19 protein-coding genes, 1 riboswitch and 1 other annotated feature are annotated in these 22058 nt (G+C 30.6%); all 19 genes read left to right on the forward strand.

Features of this window, described 5'->3' with window-relative positions; all coding sequences use genetic code 11:
- The first annotated feature begins 123 nt into the window (after positions 1–123).
- The 19 genes from HMPREF2930_RS02660 (at position 124) to yihA (ending at position 21982) form a co-directional block, all read left to right on the forward strand.
- A complete protein-coding gene (locus HMPREF2930_RS02660; protein ID WP_017176131.1) occupies positions 124–834 on the forward strand; it encodes a response regulator transcription factor in 711 nt (236 codons plus the stop codon).
- Entirely contained in the window at positions 834–2531 is a 1698-nt protein-coding gene (gene pnpS, locus HMPREF2930_RS02665) for a two-component system histidine kinase PnpS (RefSeq protein WP_017176132.1), read from the forward strand. Before HMPREF2930_RS02660 ends, pnpS begins: the two co-directional genes overlap by 1 nt.
- Positions 2532–2711: 180 nt before the next feature.
- Positions 2712–5348: a DNA polymerase I gene (polA, locus tag HMPREF2930_RS02670; RefSeq protein ID WP_017176133.1), complete on the forward strand. Its 2637-nt coding sequence runs from the start codon at positions 2712–2714 to the stop codon at positions 5346–5348.
- Between the two features lie 15 nt (positions 5349–5363).
- A complete protein-coding gene (mutM, locus tag HMPREF2930_RS02675; protein WP_017176134.1) occupies positions 5364–6236 on the forward strand; it encodes a bifunctional DNA-formamidopyrimidine glycosylase/DNA-(apurinic or apyrimidinic site) lyase in 873 nt (290 codons plus the stop codon).
- A 21-nt stretch (positions 6237–6257) separates the two neighbouring features.
- Positions 6258–6860 carry a dephospho-CoA kinase gene (gene coaE / locus HMPREF2930_RS02680; protein WP_017176135.1) on the forward strand — a complete coding sequence of 201 codons (603 nt, stop codon included), beginning with the start codon at positions 6258–6260 and terminating at the stop codon, positions 6858–6860.
- A 194-nt stretch (positions 6861–7054) separates the two neighbouring features.
- On the forward strand, positions 7055–8080 hold the full coding sequence (gene gap / locus HMPREF2930_RS02685; protein ID WP_017176136.1) for a type I glyceraldehyde-3-phosphate dehydrogenase: 1026 nt from the start codon (positions 7055–7057) through the stop codon (positions 8078–8080).
- A gap of 287 nt (positions 8081–8367) precedes the next feature.
- Positions 8368–8838: a transcriptional regulator NrdR gene (nrdR, locus tag HMPREF2930_RS02690; RefSeq protein WP_017176137.1), complete on the forward strand. Its 471-nt coding sequence runs from the start codon at positions 8368–8370 to the stop codon at positions 8836–8838.
- Positions 8839–10209: a replication initiation and membrane attachment family protein gene (locus tag HMPREF2930_RS02695; RefSeq protein ID WP_017176138.1), complete on the forward strand. Its 1371-nt coding sequence runs from the start codon at positions 8839–8841 to the stop codon at positions 10207–10209.
- The gene (dnaI, locus tag HMPREF2930_RS02700) at positions 10210–11130 is read left to right on the forward strand and encodes a primosomal protein DnaI (protein WP_017176139.1); all 921 of its coding nucleotides are present in this window, start codon (positions 10210–10212) and stop codon (positions 11128–11130) included.
- A 310-nt stretch (positions 11131–11440) separates the two neighbouring features.
- Complete coding sequence (gene thrS, locus HMPREF2930_RS02705; RefSeq protein ID WP_070597233.1) at positions 11441–13378, forward strand: threonine--tRNA ligase; 1938 nt, start codon at positions 11441–11443, stop codon at positions 13376–13378.
- 48 nt (positions 13379–13426) lie between these two features.
- Positions 13427–13602, forward strand: a riboswitch (Lysine riboswitch).
- 152 nt (positions 13603–13754) lie between these two features.
- Positions 13755–15248, forward strand: a complete 1494-nt coding sequence (locus tag HMPREF2930_RS02710) for an amino acid permease (protein ID WP_002448996.1) — start codon at positions 13755–13757, stop codon at positions 15246–15248.
- A 62-nt stretch (positions 15249–15310) separates the two neighbouring features.
- Positions 15311–15438: a sequence feature (ribosomal protein L20 leader region), on the forward strand.
- 23 nt (positions 15439–15461) lie between these two features.
- The gene (gene infC / locus HMPREF2930_RS02715) at positions 15462–15989 is read left to right on the forward strand and encodes a translation initiation factor IF-3 (RefSeq protein ID WP_029376817.1); all 528 of its coding nucleotides are present in this window, start codon (positions 15462–15464) and stop codon (positions 15987–15989) included.
- Between the two features lie 27 nt (positions 15990–16016).
- Positions 16017–16217: a 50S ribosomal protein L35 gene (rpmI, locus tag HMPREF2930_RS02720; protein ID WP_002448990.1), complete on the forward strand. Its 201-nt coding sequence runs from the start codon at positions 16017–16019 to the stop codon at positions 16215–16217.
- 53 nt (positions 16218–16270) lie between these two features.
- The gene (gene rplT / locus HMPREF2930_RS02725; RefSeq protein WP_002448983.1) at positions 16271–16627 is read left to right on the forward strand and encodes a 50S ribosomal protein L20; all 357 of its coding nucleotides are present in this window, start codon (positions 16271–16273) and stop codon (positions 16625–16627) included.
- Positions 16628–16808: 181 nt separating this feature from the next.
- A complete protein-coding gene (locus HMPREF2930_RS02730) occupies positions 16809–17420 on the forward strand; it encodes an NUDIX domain-containing protein (protein ID WP_017176142.1) in 612 nt (203 codons plus the stop codon).
- Positions 17421–17432: 12 nt separating this feature from the next.
- Positions 17433–18350 (forward strand): hypothetical protein, encoded by a 918-nt coding sequence (locus HMPREF2930_RS02735; RefSeq protein ID WP_017176143.1) that lies wholly within the window; start codon positions 17433–17435, stop codon positions 18348–18350.
- A 154-nt stretch (positions 18351–18504) separates the two neighbouring features.
- Complete coding sequence (gene tig / locus HMPREF2930_RS02740; protein WP_017176144.1) at positions 18505–19821, forward strand: trigger factor; 1317 nt, start codon at positions 18505–18507, stop codon at positions 19819–19821.
- 156 nt (positions 19822–19977) lie between these two features.
- On the forward strand, positions 19978–21240 hold the full coding sequence (gene clpX, locus HMPREF2930_RS02745; protein ID WP_070597235.1) for an ATP-dependent Clp protease ATP-binding subunit ClpX: 1263 nt from the start codon (positions 19978–19980) through the stop codon (positions 21238–21240).
- Between the two features lie 151 nt (positions 21241–21391).
- Positions 21392–21982: a ribosome biogenesis GTP-binding protein YihA/YsxC gene (gene yihA, locus HMPREF2930_RS02750; RefSeq protein WP_002448982.1), complete on the forward strand. Its 591-nt coding sequence runs from the start codon at positions 21392–21394 to the stop codon at positions 21980–21982.
- Positions 21983–22058: the final 76 nt, after the last annotated feature.

The following is a 22058-nucleotide window of genomic DNA, read 5'->3' on the forward strand; positions in this document are numbered from 1 at the left end:
AACAAATTGAAAATAATAAGTAAATGTTAAGTTTATGTAAATTCAATATGTTGTATGTTATTTTTATTTAAATTTCAGTTATAATAAAATTGAAATTGTTAATTCTATTTAGGGAGGCAAATCATGTCACAAAAAGTATTAGTGGTTGATGACGAGCAATCAATAGTAACGTTACTAAAATATAACTTAGAAACAGCAGGTTATATTGTAGATGTAGCGTATGATGGTGAAGAAGCACTCAAAAAAGTTAAAGAGGTTAAACCTGAACTGATTGTATTAGATGTCATGTTACCTAAAAAAGATGGAATAGAAGTATGTAAAACGATTCGATCTGATAAAAATCTTGTACCTATTTTAATGTTAACGGCTAAAGATGATGAGTTTGATCGTGTTTTAGGCTTAGAATTAGGTGCTGATGATTACATGACTAAACCTTTCTCTCCAAGAGAAGTTGTAGCAAGAGTAAAAGCTATTTTAAGACGCTCTCAAATTGCTAATGAAGTCGTAAAAGATGACGTGGAGGATGAAGATATTGTAATTGATAATATTAGAATTCGTCCTGAATTCTTTGAAGTCTATAGAGATGATACCTTGCTTGAACTTACTCCTAAAGAATTTGAGTTATTACTTTATCTTATTGAACGTCAAGGACGCGTAATTACTAGAGAACATATGTTAAATTCAGTGTGGAATTACGAGTTTGCAGGAGATTCAAGAATTGTAGATGTTCATATTAGTCATTTAAGAGATAAATTAGAAGAAAATCCTAAACAACCTAAGTTGATAAAAACAGTTCGTGGATTGGGTTATAAATTAGAAAGACCTAAAGCTTAATGATTAAATTTCATCATAGATTATTACTTCTACTATGTACAATCACAATTATTAGTTTTATAGGCTTAGGTGCAATTCTTCATCATACGATTTATCAGATATTATCAGATACTCAAACTAGAGAATTAAATCATTTATCAGAAAATATCGTAAATTTAAATAAGCGAAATAAACAAGCAGACATTCAGCGTATAGCACAAAATCAAAATTTGGTTGTTAAAATTTCTGAAAATGAACATGTGTTATATCAAACTGGCAATCAACATCAAATTAATCATACTATTGATAATGCAGCTAATCCTTCGAATATTATATATCATAAAAATAAGGATAAGGTGGATTACACATTTAAAAATACTGTAAGTAATCAAACAATATACATAAGTGGTATTAATACTGAAATTTTAGATTTACAAAAAAATATGTGGAAGTACTTATCATTAATTGGAATCATTGTGTTATTTGCTATTTATTTAGCTGTAAGAAGCATTAATCGCACCTATATACGACCAATCAACGAAGTTACTTATGCGACATCTTTAATTGCAGATGGATATTATCATGTTAGAGTACCTGAAAGTAATGTGAAAGAAACAAAAGCATTATTTGTTACTACCAATGATTTAGCAAGACGATTGCAAAAATTAAATAATAAACAAAAAATGCAATCTAATCGCCTTAAAACAACATTAGAAAATATTCCTAGTTCGGTATTAATGATAGATAAACAAGGTGAAATTGTTATTGCAAACCATGCTTATTACGAGGTGTTCAAACCAGATAGTAAAGTCGAAAATAAAGATTATACTGTACATTTAGATAAAGAAATTCAACATCTTATTATTGAAAGCTTTAAAACTGAAAAACCGTTGCATGAACAAATTGAGTTATACATTAATGATGTTCATCAAAAATATTTTGATGTTTCTTGTATTCCCATTTTAAGTAAATCAAAAAAGAAACTTCAAGGTATGGTTGTAGTATTACATGATATCACTAATCTAAAAAAATTAGAGAATTTGAGACGTGAGTTTGTTGCAAATGTTTCACATGAACTTAAAACTCCAATCACTTCAATTAAAGGATTTGCAGAAACCTTAATTGAAGGTGCAAAGAATGATGAACAATCTCTTGATATGTTTTTAAATATTATTTTAAAAGAATCAAATCGTATAGAATCACTTGTCATGGATTTATTGGATTTATCTCATATTGAACAACAAACTGAGATTGAGACTACTTATGTTAATCTTTCAGATTTAGCACATAATACAATCCATAATCTACAAACTCAAGCTAAGTATAAAAATATCGCTATTAAATCTGAAATAGAAAATGATGTTATTATTGAAGCGCATGAAGGAAAATTGTCTCAAGTTATCACGAATTTACTTTCAAATGCCATTAACTATTCATATGAAAATAATAAAGTTATTGTTAGAGTTTACAGAGAAGATATAAAAGTTAATCTAGAAATCCAAGATTATGGCATTGGGATAGACAAAAAAGATCAAAAGCATATTTTTGAGAGATTTTATAGAGTAGATAAAGCAAGAAGTCGTGACTCTGGTGGAACAGGTTTAGGATTATCGATTACAAAACATATTGTAGAAGCACTTCACGGTACCATTATGGTCGAAAGTGAACTGAATAAAGGATCGCTATTTAGAGTCTCATTTATAGATAAAATCGAATAACTATTTTGTCCTACAAGTTTAGGTCATCCACACTTTAAAATACTTTTTTATGTTTTTAGGATTTTAAAGGGACCTAAACTTGTAGGATTTTATTTTTTGACATTCGTAAAATATCGTTCAGTCGTTATGACCAAAGGTTTATGCTAAAATATAATTAAACTCATTCTGGAGGTTTAAAATTTGAATAAATTAGTATTGATAGATGGCAATAGTTTAAGTTTTAGAGCTTTTTACGCATTGCCACTTTTATCTAATAAAGCAGGTATTCATACAAATGCGATTCTTGGGTTTGCCAAATTACTCGAAAAAATTATCAGAGAAGAACAACCTACACATTTCTTAGTAGCCTTTGACGCAGGTAAGACTACTTTTAGACATTCTAAATATAGTGAATACAAAGGTGGACGTCAAAAAACACCACCCGAATTAAGCGAACAATTCCCCTATATTCGACAATTGTTAGATGCTTATCATATTAAACATTATGAATTAGAAAACTACGAAGCAGATGACATTATTGGTACATTAAGTAAAGAAGCAGATCAAAATGATTTTGAAACTATTATTGTAACTGGAGATAGAGACTTAACACAGTTAGCAACTCAAAATGTGACTATTTATTATACTAAAAAAGGGGTCACAGACGTTGATCACTATACTCCAGAATTTATAGCAGAAAAATATAATGGTTTAAAACCAATACAAATTATTGATATGAAAGGTTTAATGGGAGATAGTTCAGACAATATACCCGGTGTAGCTGGAGTAGGAGAAAAAACAGCAATTAAACTTTTAAATCAATTTGATTCTGTAGAAGGTGTCTATGAGAATATTGATAAAGTATCTGGTAAAAAATTAAAAGAAAAGCTCGAACTTAGTCATGAAGATGCATTAATGAGTAAAGAGCTTGCTACAATTAATCGACATAGTCCAATAGAAGTCACTTTAAGTGATACGAAATTAAGTGATATCAAGGATAATCATGAAAAAATTGAACTTTTTAAGAAATTAGAATTTAAACAATTATTAGCAGATATAGATAATGAAGCATCTGAATTTGAGCAAGAACAAAAACAAGTTTCTTTTGATATTTTGCCTACATTTGAATATGTTGATTTTAATCATCTTGATGAAGCAGTGATTCATTTCGAAATAGATGGTTCTAATTATTTAAAAGATGATATTTTAAAGTTTGGATTTTATGATAAAGAACGTTATATCGTAGTTGATGCAGATAATATTAAAGATTATCCAGAACTTATTAAATGGTTGGAAAATGAAAATTCTAAAAAGGTAGTTTATGACGCAAAGAAAACATTTGTTATAGCACACAGATTAAATATTACCATTCAAAATATCGTTTTTGATGCGATGTTAGCAAGCTACATTATTGATCCATCACGAACGATTGATGATGTCTATTCGGTTGTAACAAATTATCATCAAACGTATGTTAAAGAAGATGTCTCTATTTATGGGAAAGGTAAAAAGCGACAAGTTCCTAATGCTGAAATTTTAAATACGCATATTGCATCTATTACTAAATCTATTGATGCTGTTAAACCGTTAATGGAAAAAGAACTAGAATCACATCAACAAATGAATTTACTAAAAGATTTAGAACTTCCGCTAGCACGTATTTTAAGTAAAATGGAAGAAATTGGTATTTATACAGATATAAATGATTTACAACGCATGCAACAAGAATTACAAGAGAAGTTAGAATTGTTAGTTCAGCGTATTCATGATGCAGCAGGTGAAGCATTTAACATTAATTCGCCTAAACAACTCGGTGTTGTTTTATTTGAAACATTAAAACTACCTGTCATTAAAAAAACAAAAACAGGTTATTCTACAGCGGTCGATGTCCTAGAACAGTTACAGAATGAACATCCTATCATTAATGATATTTTAGAATATCGTCAATTAGCTAAATTACAATCTACTTATGTGGAAGGTTTACAAAAAGTCATTAGTAATGATAAGCGTATACACACTCGTTTTAATCAAACATTAGCACAAACTGGACGATTATCTTCAGTTGATCCTAATTTACAAAATATACCGATTCGACTTGAAGAAGGGCGTAAAATACGTAAAGCATTTAAACCTTCATCTGAAGACAGTGTTATTTTATCTGCTGATTATTCTCAAATTGAATTACGTGTCTTAGCACATATTACACAAGATGACAGTTTAAAAGAAGCATTTATTCATGGACAGGATATTCATACTGCTACAGCACGAAAAGTATTCGGTGTTGAAGCGGAGGAAGTCACTGATTTAATGCGTAGACAAGCCAAAGCTGTAAATTTTGGAATCGTTTATGGTATTAGTGATTATGGCTTAAGTCAAAGCTTAAATATAACTCGTAAAGAGGCAAAAATATTTATTGATGATTATTTAGCAAGTTTCCCTGGAGTTAAGCAATATATGAGTGACATTGTAAAGGATGCTAAAGCAAATGGCTACGTTGAAACATTATTGCATCGTAGACGTTATATTCCTGACATTACTAGTCGTAATTTTAATTTAAGAGGTTTTGCAGAACGTACAGCAATGAACACTCCAATTCAAGGAAGTGCAGCAGATATTATTAAACTTGCTATGGTGGAATTTGATAAGCAAGTTCAACATACGTCTTACAAAGCTAAATTACTTTTACAAGTACACGATGAATTAATATTTGAAGTGCCTAAGTCTGAAGTTGAAGAATTTAGTTTATTTGTTGAAGATATCATGGAGCATGCATTAGACCTAGATGTTCCATTAAAAGTAGACTCTAATTATGGTCCTACTTGGTATGATGCGAAATAGAAAGAGGAATGAATAATGCCAGAATTACCAGAAGTTGAACATGTTAAAAGGGGAATAGAACCTTTTATTGTAAATACTACAATTAAAAGTATTTCATTTTCTAAAAAAGTAATTGAAGGTAAAAGTCAGAATAAAGAAACGATTATCAAAGGAATGAATTTAGATGGTTTTCGTTTGAATTGCGAAGGCTATAAGATAATTAAAGTCGAACGAAGAAGTAAATATATTGTTTTTCATATTGAAAAGCATAATCGTAAACGTGTGTTACTTAGTCATTTAGGTATGGCTGGGGGATTTTTCATTGTCAATCACCTATCTGAGATAGCAATTCCCAACTATCGTAAACATTGGCACGTGATTTTTCATTTAAATAATGGAAAAAAATTAGTGTTTTCAGATATACGTCGATTTGGTGAGATTAGAAATTTAAATTCATTTGAAGATTATCCTTCATTTTTAGAAATAGCGCCTGAGCCTTTTGACGAAGAAGCGTTACAACATTTTAATCACTATTTATCTCAAAAAAAAGTAGCCAATAAACCTATTAAACAGATGTTATTGGATCATAAAATCGTAGCAGGATGTGGAAATATCTATGCTTGTGAAGCGTTATTTAGAGCAGGTATCCATCCTGCTAGAAAAGTAAAAGATACGTCTCATCAAGAAAGACAAATGCTCTTTTATTATGTACAAGAAGTTTTAAAAGAGGGTATTGATAATGGTGGAACCAGTATTTCAGATTATCGTCATGCAGACGGAAAAACTGGACAAATGCAATTACATTTAAATGTATACAAACAAAAGACATGTAAAGTATGTGGCCATGATATTGAACAAAAGGTTATAGCATCTAGAAACAGTCATTTTTGCCCATATTGTCAGAAATAAATAAAGTGAGCGGTGATATAAATGCCTAAAGTAATTGGATTAACAGGTGGAATAGCTACCGGAAAGTCAACAGTTTCTAAATTATTATCAGAATATGGATTTAAAATTGTCGATGCAGATATAGCTTCAAGAAAAGCAGTAGAGAAAGGATCAACTGCTTTGGAACGAATAAAAGAAACGTTTGGCGATGAAGCAATCACAAGTGACGGAGAAATGAATCGAGAATACATTGGAGAATTAGTATTTAATCATCCAGAAAAACGATTAGAACTTAATGAAATTATTCATCCTATTGTAAGAACGATTATGGAACAAGAAAAGCAACACTATGTACAACAGGGATATGATGTGATTATGGATATTCCGCTTCTGTTTGAGAATGATTTACAAGATACTGTGGATGAAGTTTGGCTCGTCTACACATCAGAAAGTGTACAAATTGAACGTTTAATGAAACGTAACAATTTAGACTTGGATCAAGCAAAAGCGAGAGTTCATAGTCAAATATCAATTGATAAAAAAAGCAGAATGGCTGATCATGTTATAGATAACTTAGGAAGTAAATCTGAATTAGAAACCATTCTTAAACAACTATTGATTGAAAAAGGATACATTCATGAATAATATAAAAAAGAGTTTAGGGCTTTATTTTAAGTCTTAAACTCTTTTTATTTATACAATAAAATATATTAGTTATATAAACTTAAAATGTAAAAGTAAAAAAATATTACATTATTTTCGGTAAACGCTTTCAATCGAAATCTATTATGTTATACTAATTTTATAAAGTATAACATATAAAACAAGGGGTGCTTTAAATGTCAACAAATATTGCAATTAATGGAATGGGTAGAATAGGAAGAATGGTTTTAAGAATTGCATTACATAATGAAAATTTTAATGTGGTTGCGATTAATGCAAGCTATCCACCTGAAACAATTGCACATCTAATTAACTATGATACAACGCATGGACGTTATGATAAAAAAGTAGAACCAATTGATGATGGTATACGTGTTGACAACCATGACATTAAGTTAGTGTCAGATAGAAATCCTGAAAATTTACCATGGAAAGATTTAAATATAGATATCGTAATTGAAGCAACTGGAAAATTTAATCATGGTGATAAAGCAGTTGGACATATTCGTGCTGGAGCTAAAAAAGTATTACTAACTGGTCCATCTAAAGGTGGAGAAGTTCAAATGATTGTTAAAGGGGTAAATGATGACAAATTAGATGTTGAAAAGTATGACATTTTCAGTAATGCTTCATGTACGACAAATTGTATAGGACCAGTTGCTAAAGTTTTAAATGATCAATTTGGTATTGTCAATGGATTAATGACTACTGTTCATGCAATTACTAATGATCAAAAAAATATTGATAATCCTCATAAAGATTTACGTAGAGCACGTTCATGTAATGAAAGTATTATTCCAACTTCTACTGGAGCAGCAAAAGCATTGAAAGAAGTTTTACCAGAATTAGAAGGTAAACTTCATGGGTTAGCTTTACGTGTGCCTACAAAAAATGTTTCTTTAGTTGATTTGGTTGTAGATTTAGAAAAACCGGTAACTGTTGACGAAATTAATAATGCATTTCGTCATTCAGATTTAGATGGTGTTTTAGAAGTAGAACATGCACCTTTAGTGTCTGTCGATTTTAATACAAATCCACATTCAGCTATTATCGATGCTGAGAATACAATTGTAATGGATGATCATAAGGTGAAAGTGATTGCTTGGTATGATAATGAATGGGGTTATTCTAATAGAGTAGTAGAAGTAGCTGAAATGATTGGTGAACAACTAGTAGAAAAGTCTACTGTGACTGCAGTTTAAGCTTTTAATAAATAAAAGATTGTTAATTTTAGAGTTGATAGCCTAATCTAATGTCCTTGATTTTATAGATTAAAACATTATAAAAACATTAAATAATTTTTTAATGAGTCATATATAGGAAAGTGAAAAAAGAATTTATATTGAATTCTATTTCACTTTCTTTTTATATTCTATATAGGTTTAGACAGCTAAGTTGTATCAATTTATTATTAATACATATGAGTTCTTTTGTCATAAATCGTTTTTATAGTATAATGGAGCATAATCTATTCAAGAGGGTGACAGATATGAAATGCCCAAAATGTAGTGCCACACATTCACGTGTGGTAGATTCAAGACATGCTGATGAAGCTAACGCAATACGTAGAAGACGTGAATGTGAGAATTGTGGGACAAGATTTACAACATTTGAACATATTGAAGTGAGTCCACTTATTGTGGTCAAAAAAGATGGAACACGTGAACAATTTTTAAGAGAAAAAATATTAAATGGCCTTGTAAGATCTTGTGAAAAAAGACCAGTTAGATATCAACAATTGGAAGACATTACTAATAAAGTAGAGTGGCAATTACGCGATAAAGGTCATACAGAAATTTCATCTAGAGATATAGGTGAACATGTAATGAATTTGCTCATGCATGTAGATCAAGTCTCTTATGTACGATTTGCGTCAGTATATAAAGAGTTTAAAGATGTGGATCAATTACTAGCATCGATGCAAGGTATTTTGGATGATAACAAACGGAGTGATTCATAAATGAGTTTTAAATCTTATGAGTATGGTTTAAGTCCACACGATGGATTTAAAGTATATCGACATTTTTTCTTTAATCATCAACAATTAGAGATATTAAATCGATTGTACATACCGTTAATTGGCTTTAAAGCTATTGGTGTATATCATTTCATGAACCAATTTATCGATGAAGTTGAAGATACTATTCTCACACATTACACTATTATGAATGAGCTTAAAATAAATTTATTAGAATTCCGTGAATATATGGATTTACTTGAAGGCATTGGGTTAATTAAAACATTTGTAAAACATGATAGTAATCAGTCTATGTTTATATATGAATTGATTCAACCTCCAACTGCATACCAATTTTTTAATGATCCAATGTTATCTATATACCTATACAATGAAGTTGATAATCGAAGATATAAAGATTTAAAAGCGTATTTTGAAAAAAATGAACCAGATTTAAACGCATTTCAACAAGTAACGCGCAAATTTACTGATGTATTCAAAGTTCCACATAAAAATATATCTATTGATGCTTCAACAATTCAAAAGGAAAATCATTCAGCTACTATAGATTTAGATAATGAATCATTTGACTTTGATATGTTGAGAGATATGTTACAACATCATTTTATAAGTGGAGAAATTATCACTAAAGAGGCAAAACAATTAATTTTACAATTGGCTACTTTATATGGGTTAACGCCTACTTCTATGAAACGAATCATTCTTAACTCTATCACACAAAATCAAACGTTATCATTTGAAGAGATGAGAAAACAAGCAAGGTCTCATTACTTAATTGAGCATCAACAACAGCTTCCTAAGTTACAAACTAAAGCTAATCCTTCTAATCATTTAGAACAATCACAGAGTCCAAATGAGACTACTGATGATATAAAGGAAAGTGATAGTTGGTTTAAGTTATTAGAAGACACAAGTCCTATCGATATGTTAGCGTCTTGGTCAGAATCAGAACCAACTTTACAACAAAAAAGAATGGTAGAAGAGTTAATAGAGCGTGAAAAATTGTCATTTGGTGTAATTAATATTTTATTACAATTTGTAATGCTTAAGAATGAAATGAAACTTCCTAAATCCTATATATTTGAAATCGCTTCAAATTGGAAAAAGTTAGGTATTAAAACTGCACAACAAGCATACGATTATGCGCTGAAAACAAATCAACAAATCAATGATAGTATAACTAAAAAAACAAAACGTCAGTATAAACAACGTGACGTTGCATCGATAGAAAAAACACCAAAGTGGTTAAAAAATAAAAATCAACAAGATGAAAAACCAAACAATAATGATGCGCAATTTGAAAAAGATAGAGAAGCGTTTCGTGCTCAATTAGAACAAGATTGGGAGGATTAGATGAAACCATTTAGTAAACTTATAAAAAATCAAGATAATTTAAACAAAAGAATTGCTAAAATAAAAAATCAAGTCATTAATGATTCTGATGTTAAGCAATTTTTAAATCAACACCAGTCAGAACTTACTAATGAAATGATTGATAAAGATTTAAATGTACTTCAAGAATATAAAGATCAACAAAAACACTACGATGGTCACGATTATGCACATTGTCCAAACTTTGTTAAAGGTCATATTCCAGAATTATATATAGAAAATGAGTGTATTAAAGTTCGTTATCGATTATGTCCTTGCAAAATTAAATACGATGAAGAACGTTTAAGTTCACAACTCATTACTGCCCATCACATGCAACGAGATACGTTGAATGCAAAAGTTAAAGATATCTATACCAACGATAGAAGTCGACTTGAAATAGCGATGGAAGTTAACGATATTTGTAAAAAGTTAGTTAACGGTGAACGCGTTAAGGGTCTTTATATACATGGCCCATTTGGAACAGGTAAATCTTTTATTTTAGGAGCGATCGCAAACCAGCTTAAGTCAAAACATGTGCCATCTACAATAGTATATTTACCTGAATACATTCGTATACTCAAAGGTGGTTTTAAAGATGGAAGTTATAATGAAAAGTTAGAGCGTATACGAGAAGCAAATATATTAATGTTAGATGATATCGGAGCTGAGGATGTCACAACTTGGGTAAGGGATGAGGTAATAGGTCCCTTATTACATTATCGTATGGTTCATGAATTACCAACATTCTTTAGTTCAAATCTAAATTTGGAAGAATTAGAACATCATTTATCTATTTCAAACAAAGGGGCAGAAATAACGAAAGCTGCTCGAATTATCGAACGTATCAAAAGTTTAGCAAATGAATTTTATTTAGATGGGAAAAATTTACGAAATAATTGAAATTTACAATGTGTGATGTATAATAAAGATAAATCTAAATCGTTGAAATAAATGAAGATATGGTAATTTAATCTCTATCATACAGCAAGCCAACAATTGATGAGAATTTGGTTGATATATTAAATTATTACTCCTTCATATTTAGATGCTGGTAATCAGTATCCGGCTCAAGACCGTTATCTTATGAAGAGATATCTAGAATACATCTAGATAACTAGGGTGGTACCGCGACGAACTCGTCCCTTTTATAGGGAGGAGTTTTTTTATTTTCTTCAGCGATCATAGAATAAAATTTATGGAGGGTTTCGATATGGAACAAATTAATATTAAGTTTCCAGATGGCAATTCAAAATCATTTGACAAAGGAACTACTACAGAAGACATTGCACAATCAATTAGTCCTGGACTTCGAAAAAAAGCAGTAGCAGGAAAATTTAATAATCAACTCGTTGATTTAACTCGTCCACTTGAAGAAGATGGGGCAATTGAAATTGTTACACCTGGTAGTGATGAAGCTCTAGAGGTATTACGTCATTCAACTGCTCATTTAATGGCTCAAGCATTAAAACGAATTTATGGAGATGTTAAATTCGGCGTTGGCCCAGTGATTGAAGGTGGTTTTTACTACGACTTTGATATGGATGAAAAAGTATCATCAGATGACTTTGAAAAGATCGAAAAAACAATGAAACAAATTGTTAACGAAAATTATAAAATTGAACGTAAAGTGGTTTCTCGTGAAGAAGCAAAAGATTTCTTTAAAGATGATCCATATAAATTAGAATTAATTGATGCAATTCCTGAAGATGAGAATGTAACATTATACAGTCAAGGTGAATTTACAGATTTATGCCGTGGTGTTCATGTACCATCAACTTCAAAAATTAAAGAATTTAAACTGCTTTCTACTGCAGGTGCATATTGGCGTGGAGATAGTGACAATAAAATGTTACAACGTATATATGGTACTGCTTTCTTTGATAAAAAAGATTTAAAAGCACATTTAGAAATGTTAGAGGAACGTCGTGAACGTGATCATCGTCGTATTGGTAAAGACTTAGAATTATTTACAAATAATCAACTTGTTGGTGCTGGTCTTCCACTATGGTTACCAAATGGTGCAACAATTCGCCGTGAAATTGAACGTTATATTGTAGATAAGGAAGTAAGCATGGGATATGATCATGTATATACTCCAGTTTTAGCTAATGTTGAACTTTATAAAACTTCAGGTCATTGGGATCACTATAGAGATGATATGTTCCCACCAATGAAATTAGATGAAACTGAAGAAATGGTATTACGTCCAATGAACTGTCCACATCATATGATGGTTTATAATAATAAACCACATTCTTATCGTGAATTACCAATTCGTATTGCTGAATTAGGTACTATGCATAGATATGAAGCAAGTGGTGCAGTATCAGGCTTACAACGTGTAAGAGGTATGACTTTAAATGATTCTCATATCTTTGTGCGTCCTGACCAAATTAAAGATGAATTCAAACGCGTTGTTCATATGATACAAGATGTCTATGAAGACTTTGGTTTTGAAGATTACACTTTCAGATTAAGTTACAGAGATCCTGAAGATAAAAAAAAATATATGGACGATGATGACATGTGGAATAAAGCTGAGTCTATGCTTAAAGAAGCAGTAGATGAAATGGGCTTACCATATGTTGAAGCCATTGGAGAAGCAGCATTCTATGGCCCTAAATTAGATGTTCAGGTTAAAACTGCAATGGGTAAAGAAGAAACCCTTTCAACTGCACAACTTGATTTCTTACTACCTGAACGATTTGATCTTTCTTATATTGGTAGTGATGGTGAAAATCACCGCCCTGTTGTTATTCATCGTGGCGTAGTTTCAACTATGGAACGTTTTGTAGCTTTCTTAACTGAAGAAACTAAAGGTGCTTTCCCAACATGGTTAGCTCCAAAACAAGTTGAGATTATTCCAGTAAATGTAGATTTACATTATGACTATGCGAGAAATTTACAAGATGAATTAAAATCTCAAGGTGTTCGTGTAGAAATTGATGATCGTAACGAAAAAATGGGCTATAAAATTCGAGAGGCACAAATGCAAAAAATTCCTTATCAAATTGTAGTAGGAGATAAAGAAGTTGAAAACAACGAAGTAAATGTTCGTAAGTATGGCTCACAAGATCAAGAAACAATAGAAAGAGATGAATTTATCTGGAACTTAGTAGATGAAATTCGTCTAAAAAAACGTAGATAGTCTTGATAAAATAATATTCTTAATGTATATTACAAAGTAGTTAAATAAAAATGAGTTAGAGGTTGCATCTTTAAAAAGTAATACTTCAGAAGTTGATATGGAACGTATGTTGAAAGTATGAAAGGTAAAGATGCCGAAACAAATGATAACCATACTTATGATTTGTTGGGACAGTTATCGAATAGAAACTGTACTGTCACAGTTTGTGATGTGCTACCGATATAGATTAAGTAATGGGTGCATATCTTAACGGTATGTACCTATTTTTTAATTTGTAATTTGATTTACATATCATTTATAAAAATTAAATATGTTAATTATCTTCACATAACAAATAAATACTTAGCTAACCTCTACATTAAGAAAGGGAGCTTATATGAGTAAAGTTGAAAATCAAGATAGTGGTATGAAGAGAGGGTTAAAAGATCGTCACATCTCCATGATTGCAATGGGAGGCTGTATTGGTACAGGCCTATTTATGACCTCAGGTGGTGCTATTCACGATGCCGGTGCATTAGGTGCGCTTATTGCATATGCAATTATTGGAGCTATGGTATTCTTTTTAATGACTTCTTTAGGAGAAATGGCTACGTATTTACCTGTTTCGGGTTCATTTAGTACCTATGCAACACGATTTGTAGATCCATCATTAGGATTCGCATTAGGCTGGAACTATTGGTTTAACTGGGTAATTACTGTAGCGGCAGATGTAACTATTGCAGCGCAAGTCATTCAGTATTGGACACCTATGGCAGGGATACCAGCATGGGTATGGAGTTGTATCTTTATAGTTATTATTTTCGCATTAAACTCTTTATCTGTCAGAGTATATGGTGAAAGTGAATATTGGTTTGCACTTATAAAAGTGATTACAGTAATTATTTTTATAATTATTGGTATTTTAACTATATTAGGAATTATGGGTGGACATTTTGTAGGATTTGAGACATTTACTAAAGGTGATGGGCCAATCCTAGGTGGAAATCTTGGCGGTAGTTTACTTTCAATTCTAGGTGTATTCTTAGTTGCTGGTTTCTCCTTCCAAGGTACTGAATTAATAGGCATTACTGCTGGAGAATCTGAGAATCCAGAACGTGCTGTTCCAAAAGCAATTAAACAAGTTTTCTGGAGAATATTATTATTTTACATTTTAGCCATCTTTGTTATTGGTATGTTAATTCCTTACAATAGTAATGCATTAATGGGTGGAGATAACGATGTTGCAACATCTCCATTTACGCTTGTCTTTAAAAATGCAGGGTTAGCATTCGCTGCTTCATTTATGAATGCAGTTATTTTAACCTCAGTATTATCAGCTGGTAATTCAGGGATGTATGCATCAACACGTATGTTATATTCAATGAGTAAAGATAAATTAGCTTTCGCTTCATTTGGTAAAACGAATAAACATGGCGTGCCATATTTATCATTGATTGCTACTGGTGTACTTGTAGTCGTTATTTTCTTAGTACAAAAATTAAGCGGAAATGCTTATGAATATATTGTAGCTGCCAGTGGTATGACAGGGTTTATTGCTTGGGTAGGTATTGCAGTAAGTCATTATCGCTTTAGACGAGCATTTAATGTTCAGCATCATCGTAAATCAGAATTGAAATATAAAGCGAAATGGTTCCCATTCGGTCCAATATTTGCAGGTATATTGTGTGTGATTGTGATTGTTGGACAAGATGTAGATTTCATTAAAACAGGGCACTTTGATCTTAATCGATTTATTATTACGTATATGGGTATTCCAGTATTTTTAGTATTCTTTATTTATCATAAATTAAGATATAAAACTAAAAAAATACCTCTTGAAGAAGTTGATTTAAGCCAAGATGTCTCAATGAATGAAGTAAAACATCACTAATTTTAAAAAACAATTGACATGCTTAATAAAACTTGATATGATTAGTATCGTTGATTACGAAACGAACCAAGTAGAAACACCCGTTTCTCACCTGTAGCGACGCAAAAAGCTGTTGGCAGGTTAATCATGTCACACAATTATCGTGTATGAGTGAAGAGCGGGCAAATATTGTCCGCTCTTTTTGCTTGGGAAAATTTCGTAAAATTTTGGGAGGTGTCAACCATAGCAAAAGATCAAACGCAAGTTAACGAAAAAATTCGCGCAAAAGAATTACGTTTAATTGGCCAAAATGGTGACCAAATTGGTGTTAAATCTAAAAGAGAAGCTCTTGAGATGGCTGAAAGAGTTGAATTAGATTTAGTAGTTGTTGCACCAAATGCTAAACCACCTGTTGCAAGAATTATGGATTATGGTAAATATAAATTCGAACAACAGAAAAAAGAAAAAGAAATGAAGAAAAAACAAAAAGTTATCAATGTTAAAGAAATTCGTTTAAGTCCAACTATTGAGGAACACGATTTCCAAACTAAGTTGAAAAATGGACGTAAATTCTTAACTAAAGGTGACAAATGTAAAGTTTCTATTCGTTTCAGAGGTCGTGCAATTACACACAAAGAAATTGGTCAACGTGTTTTAGAAAAATTTGCAGACGAATGTAAAGATATTGCCACTGTTGAACAAAAACCTAAAATGGAAGGGCGCCAAATGTTTATTATGTTAGCGCCTATAAACGAAAAATAATTTACTTTTATTAGGAGGAAATGAATCATGCCAAAAATGAAAACTCACCGTGGAGCAGCTAAACGTGTTAAAAGAACTGGTTCAGGTCAATTAAAACGTTCTAGAGCTTTCACATCTCACTTATTTGCAAATAAAAATACTAAACAAAAACGTAAATTACGTAAAGCTAAACTAGTATCTAAAAGCGATATGAAACGCGTAAAACAATTATTAGCTTACAAAAAATAATTAATATTACTTTCGAACGATGATAAAGCGATATATTTAAGGAGGAATTTAACATGCCACGAGTTAAAGGTGGAACAGTAACAAGAGCACGTCGTAAAAAAACGATTAAATTAGCTAAAGGTTACTTCGGTTCAAAACATACATTATATAAAGTAGCAAAACAACAAGTGATGAAATCAGGTCAATACGCATTCCGTGACCGTCGTCAACGTAAACGTGATTTCCGTAAATTATGGATTACACGTATTAATGCAGCTGCACGTCAACATGACATCAGCTATTCTCGTTTAATGAACGGTTTGAAAAAGGCTGACATTAACATTAACCGTAAAATGCTTTCTGAAATTGCTATTTCAGACGATAAAGCTTTCGGTGAATTAGTATCAAAAGCTAAAGATGCTTTAAAATAATTAATATTTAAAAGCCAATAAGGTAACTATAAAACCTTATTGGCTTTTTTATTTACTTTTATTCATCAAATATTCTTTAATAGAATTATGATAAGTAAACGAACCAGTTAAATATCATTGTGATTTAAATCATTGGTTTGTTAAACTATTAAAAAAGAATATTAATTTCAAGGAGTTAACTATGTCTAAATTTGATGAACAAATCATCGTCGTATCAAGAGAATTATTATTTGATAATGAAAAAAATGCATTTAATGGATTCTTATCGAAAAACGATGTTCAAGGTGAAGAAATATTTAATACGTTTAAAAACTATGAAGTAAAAAGACGTGGAGATATGGAAGAAGATCCATCTTATAAACAACTTATTTCATATTGTCTTTTAGAAAATGAAAATGATGAAATCTTAGTATATCAACGTTTAAGTGGTGGCGGAGAAGAACGCTTACACGGACAGTCTTCAGTGGGTGTTGGTGGACATATGAATAATGTTGTTGGTGCCGATTCAATTAATGAAGTTTTAAGAGTGAATGCACAAAGAGAACTTAATGAAGAAGTAGGATTATCTGAAGATAGATCTCAAAATATGGAATATATTGGTTTTATTAATGATGATACTAATGCAGTAGGTAAAGTTCATATAGGTGTTGTTTTCAAAATTAAGGTGAAATCTAGTGATGTAGAAGTTAGAGAAACTGACACTTTAAAAATTAATTGGGTATCACAAGATGAAATAAATGATTTAAATCATTTTGAATCATGGAGTGCGTTAATTTTAAAAGATTTAAAATAAAGGGGGCTCAATATGTCTGATATTATCCCTTTTCCTCAATCAAAGCAAAAATTATATCATAATATTTTAAATGCACAACAACAAAATAAATATAAAGAAATGTATCAATTGTTTGATATATATGAAGCCTCATTCGAGTTAGATAATCAATTATCTTTGATTAAATGTGACATGTTAAATGAATTAGGGTTATATTTAGAATTAAGAGAAGAAGCAATTATTTTCTTAAAAAAAGGTATACCTCATTACGACGAACTAATTATTTTCTATATTAAAGCATTAATAGGTTTAAATCAGAATTATGAAGCAATTGAAGTCATTAATCAAATCATTAACGAAGTGAAAGAACATAAAACTAGAATGGCACTCTTTCCATTAAAAGAATATGCCCAATCTAAATTAGATGAAGACAAGAAACTTTCTAGTCAATTATTATCAGAATTTACTAGTTTAGATTTAAATCGTCAAACTAAATTAATGATTAAACTCATTGATAACGGACATTATGAATTCAGAAAGACGGTTGCTTTTTTATTATCTAATCAAGTAGAATCTTATAATTTAAAAAGTCTCATGCTTGAGTATTTACGTTTTTCAAATTATGATAGTGAAATAAAAATTGAGAAGTATGGTTATGAAGTCAACATCCTCCCTACAACATTAAAAGGTTTAGAACACACAGATATGAAAACTACTGTTATTCCCAAAGTTCTCGATAGATTAGAAAATGGAGCTTTGAATATACAAAATGAAGCTCAGTATGTGATGAATAATCATTCAATAAAACTATATCCACTTGATATATTTTCACTTTTTAATGAAGAAGATTGGATAATAGCTTATGATGTTTATTTTAAGTCAATGATTGGTATAGAAGTAAGTGAAGCAAATCAAGAATTATTAACATTAATTTATCAGTTAGATAATTAAATGTGAGCAAATCATTTTAGTTTACTTAAATGATTCTGTAAAGTTGAATTACTATTTAAAATCCCCTATAAAACATTGTTTGTGTCCATATTGGACCTATGATATAATAGGGAAGTTGAAAAAATTAAAAATGTAAGCATGGAGGTATTTATACATGACAGCAACTTGGGAAAAAAAAGAAGGTAACGAAGGTTTATTAAAAGTTACTGTTCCAGCAGAAAAAGTAAATAAAGCATTAGATCAAGCATTTAAAAAAGTGGTTAAACAAATTAACGTGCCTGGTTTCCGTAAAGGTAAAGTGCCTCGTCCAATTTTCGAACAACGTTTTGGCGTTGAAGCATTATATCAAGATGCAGTAGATATTCTTTTACCTGAAGCTTATGGTGAAGCCATTGAAGAAACTAAAATCAATCCAGTCGCTCAACCTGAAATTAATGTAACTCAAATTGAAAAAGGTAAAGATTTCGAATTTGAAGCAACAGTGACTGTTGAACCTGAAGTTAAATTAGGAGATTATAAAGGTCTTGAAATTGAAAAACAAGATTCTGAATTAACTGATCAAGATTTACAAGATGAAATTGATCATAGTTTAGGTCATTTAGCTGATATGGTTGTTAAAGAAGATGGTGCAGTTGAAGAAGGAGACACTGTAAATATTGACTTTGATGGTTATGTAGATGGCGAACAATTTGAAGGTGGCCAAGCTGATGGTTATGATTTAGAAATCGGTTCAGGTTCATTTATTCCAGGATTTGAAGATCAATTAGTAGGCGTTAAAACTGGAGAAGAAAAAGACGTTGTTGTAACATTCCCAGAAGAATATCACGCTGAAGAATTAGCTGGTAAAGAAGCTACATTCAAAACTAAAGTAAATGAAATTAAATACAAAGAAGTACCCGAATTAACTGATGAAATTGCAAATGAATTAGATTCAGATGCTAATTCAGTAGATGAGTATAAAGAAAACTTACGCAAACGTTTATCAGAACAAAAAGCACAAGATGCTGAAAATGTGGAAAAAGAAGAAGCAATTAATAAAGTAACTGAAAATACAACAATTGATATTCCACAAGCTATGATTGACACTGAATTAGATCGTATGGTTCAAGAATTTGGTCAAAGAATCCAACAACAAGGTTTAGACTTACAAACTTACTTCCAAATTTCTGGTCAAGATGAATCTCAATTAAGAGAACAAATGAAAGATGATGCAGAGCAACGTGTTAAAACAAACTTAACATTATCAGCAATTGCAGATGAAGAAAATATCGAAGTCACAGATGAAGATATTGATAAAGAATTAGAAAAAATGAGCAGTCAATTTAATATCTCAGTAGAAGATATTAAACAAACTCTTGGTAATACTGATATCATTAAAAATGATGTACGTATTCAAAAAGTAATTGACTTATTAAGAGACAATGCTAAATATGTTGATTCAGCTAAAGAAGATAAAAAAGAAGACAAATAATAAACTTTTAAATTGATATAAAGTTTAAAAATAAGTAGCAGGTGCATCATTATATGTATCTGCTACTATATGTTTTAAGCATTTTAGTTGTTAACTATCAATTTGCATTGTAGAATGCTATCTAGTATAGTCGTTTAAGGATAGAGGTGTAAATGAATGTTTAAATTTAATGAAGATGAAGAAAATTTAAAATGTTCTTTCTGTGGTAAGGACCAAGATCAAGTTAAAAAATTAGTAGCAGGTAGTGGTGTATACATTTGTAATGAATGTATCGAACTATGTTCTGAAATTGTTGAAGAAGAATTAGCTCAAGCTACTTCAGAAGAATTTACTGAATTACCGACGCCTAAAGAAATTATGGACCATTTAAATGAATATGTTATTGGCCAAGAAAAAGCTAAAAAATCTTTAGCAGTGGCAGTTTACAATCATTACAAACGTATTCAACAATTGGGTCCAAATGAAGATGATGTTGAGTTACAAAAAAGTAATATCGCCTTAATTGGACCAACGGGTAGCGGTAAAACATTACTTGCACAAACACTTGCTAAAACATTGAATGTACCATTTGCTATTGCAGATGCAACAAGTTTAACTGAAGCAGGTTATGTTGGTGATGATGTTGAAAATATTTTATTACGTTTGATTCAAGCTGCTGATTTTGACATTGATAAAGCAGAAAAAGGAATTATTTATGTAGACGAAATTGATAAAATTGCTAGAAAATCTGAAAATACATCAATTACGCGTGATGTTTCTGGTGAAGGTGTACAACAAGCATTACTTAAAATCTTAGAAGGTACAACAGCAAGTGTACCACCTCAAGGTGGCCGTAAACATCCTAACCAAGAATTGATTCAAATTGACACAACTAATATTCTATTTATATTAGGTGGTGCGTTTGATGGTATTGATGAAGTCATTAAACGCCGTTTAGGTGAAAAAGTTATCGGTTTTGCTAGCAATGAAGCAGATAAGTATGATGAAGAAGCTTTATTAGCACAAATTCGTCCTGAAGATTTACAAGCATATGGTTTAATTCCAGAATTTATTGGACGTGTACCAATAGTTGCTAATTTAGAAACATTAGATGTTGAAGCGCTTAAAAATATTTTAACGAAACCTAAAAACGCGTTAGTTAAGCAATATACAAAAATGTTAGCTCTTGATAACGTTGAATTAGAATTTACTGAAGAAGCTTTGGCAGCAGTCAGTGAAAAAGCAATTGAACGAAAAACTGGAGCACGTGGATTACGATCAATTATAGAAGAATCTTTAATTGATATTATGTATGATGTACCTTCAACAAGTGATGTTGCTAAAGTTGTAGTAACTGCTCAAACAATTAATGAGGAAATCGAGCCTGAAATGTATGATTCAGAAGGTAATTTATTGAACGGTACTAAAACTTCAGCTTAATTATCAACCATATAATAAGGAAGTGGTGATAGAATTCATTTGAGTTCGAAACTGCTTCCTTATTTTTATACATATCATTTTTTTAAAATTTTAGATTTTTAAACATTTATATTATAATAAAGCAGCTATAATAATGAAGAGGTGTTTGAATATGAATATTAACCCAAATAATATAGAATTAATGATTAGTGCAGTGAAAGAAGAACAATATCCTGAAACCAATTTAACTGAAATCGCTTTAAGTGGACGTTCTAATGTGGGTAAGTCCTCTTTTATTAATAGTATGATTGGTAGAAAAAATATGGCTCGTACTTCACAACAGCCTGGAAAAACGCAAACTCTAAACTTCTATAATATTGATGAACAACTTATTTTTGTTGATGTTCCTGGATATGGATATGCAAAAGTAAGTAAATCACAGCGTGAAAAATTTGGGAAAATGATAGAAGAGTATTTAACTAAACGAGAAAATCTAGGTTTAGTCATTCAACTTGTAGATTTACGACATAATCCTACCGAAGATGATGTATTAATGTATAATTATTTAAAACATTTCGATCTGCCAACACTAGTCATTTGTACTAAGGAAGATAAAATTGCGAAAGGTAAAGTTCAAAAACATATAAAAAATATAAAACAAAAATTAGATTTAGATCCAAACGATACAATTATAAGTTACTCTTCTATTCAAAATTCTAAACAGCAATACATTTGGGATATTATTGCTAATTATATAAATTAAAAGAAATATCTTGTAATTAAGTGACGAAATTTTGACTTCACATTAGAATGTTTCTAATTTATTTGAGCATCAAACT

The organism is Staphylococcus sp. HMSC068C09, from assembly GCF_001813735.1.
In the GTDB taxonomy this organism is placed as follows: Bacteria; Bacillota; Bacilli; order Staphylococcales; family Staphylococcaceae; genus Staphylococcus; species Staphylococcus hominis.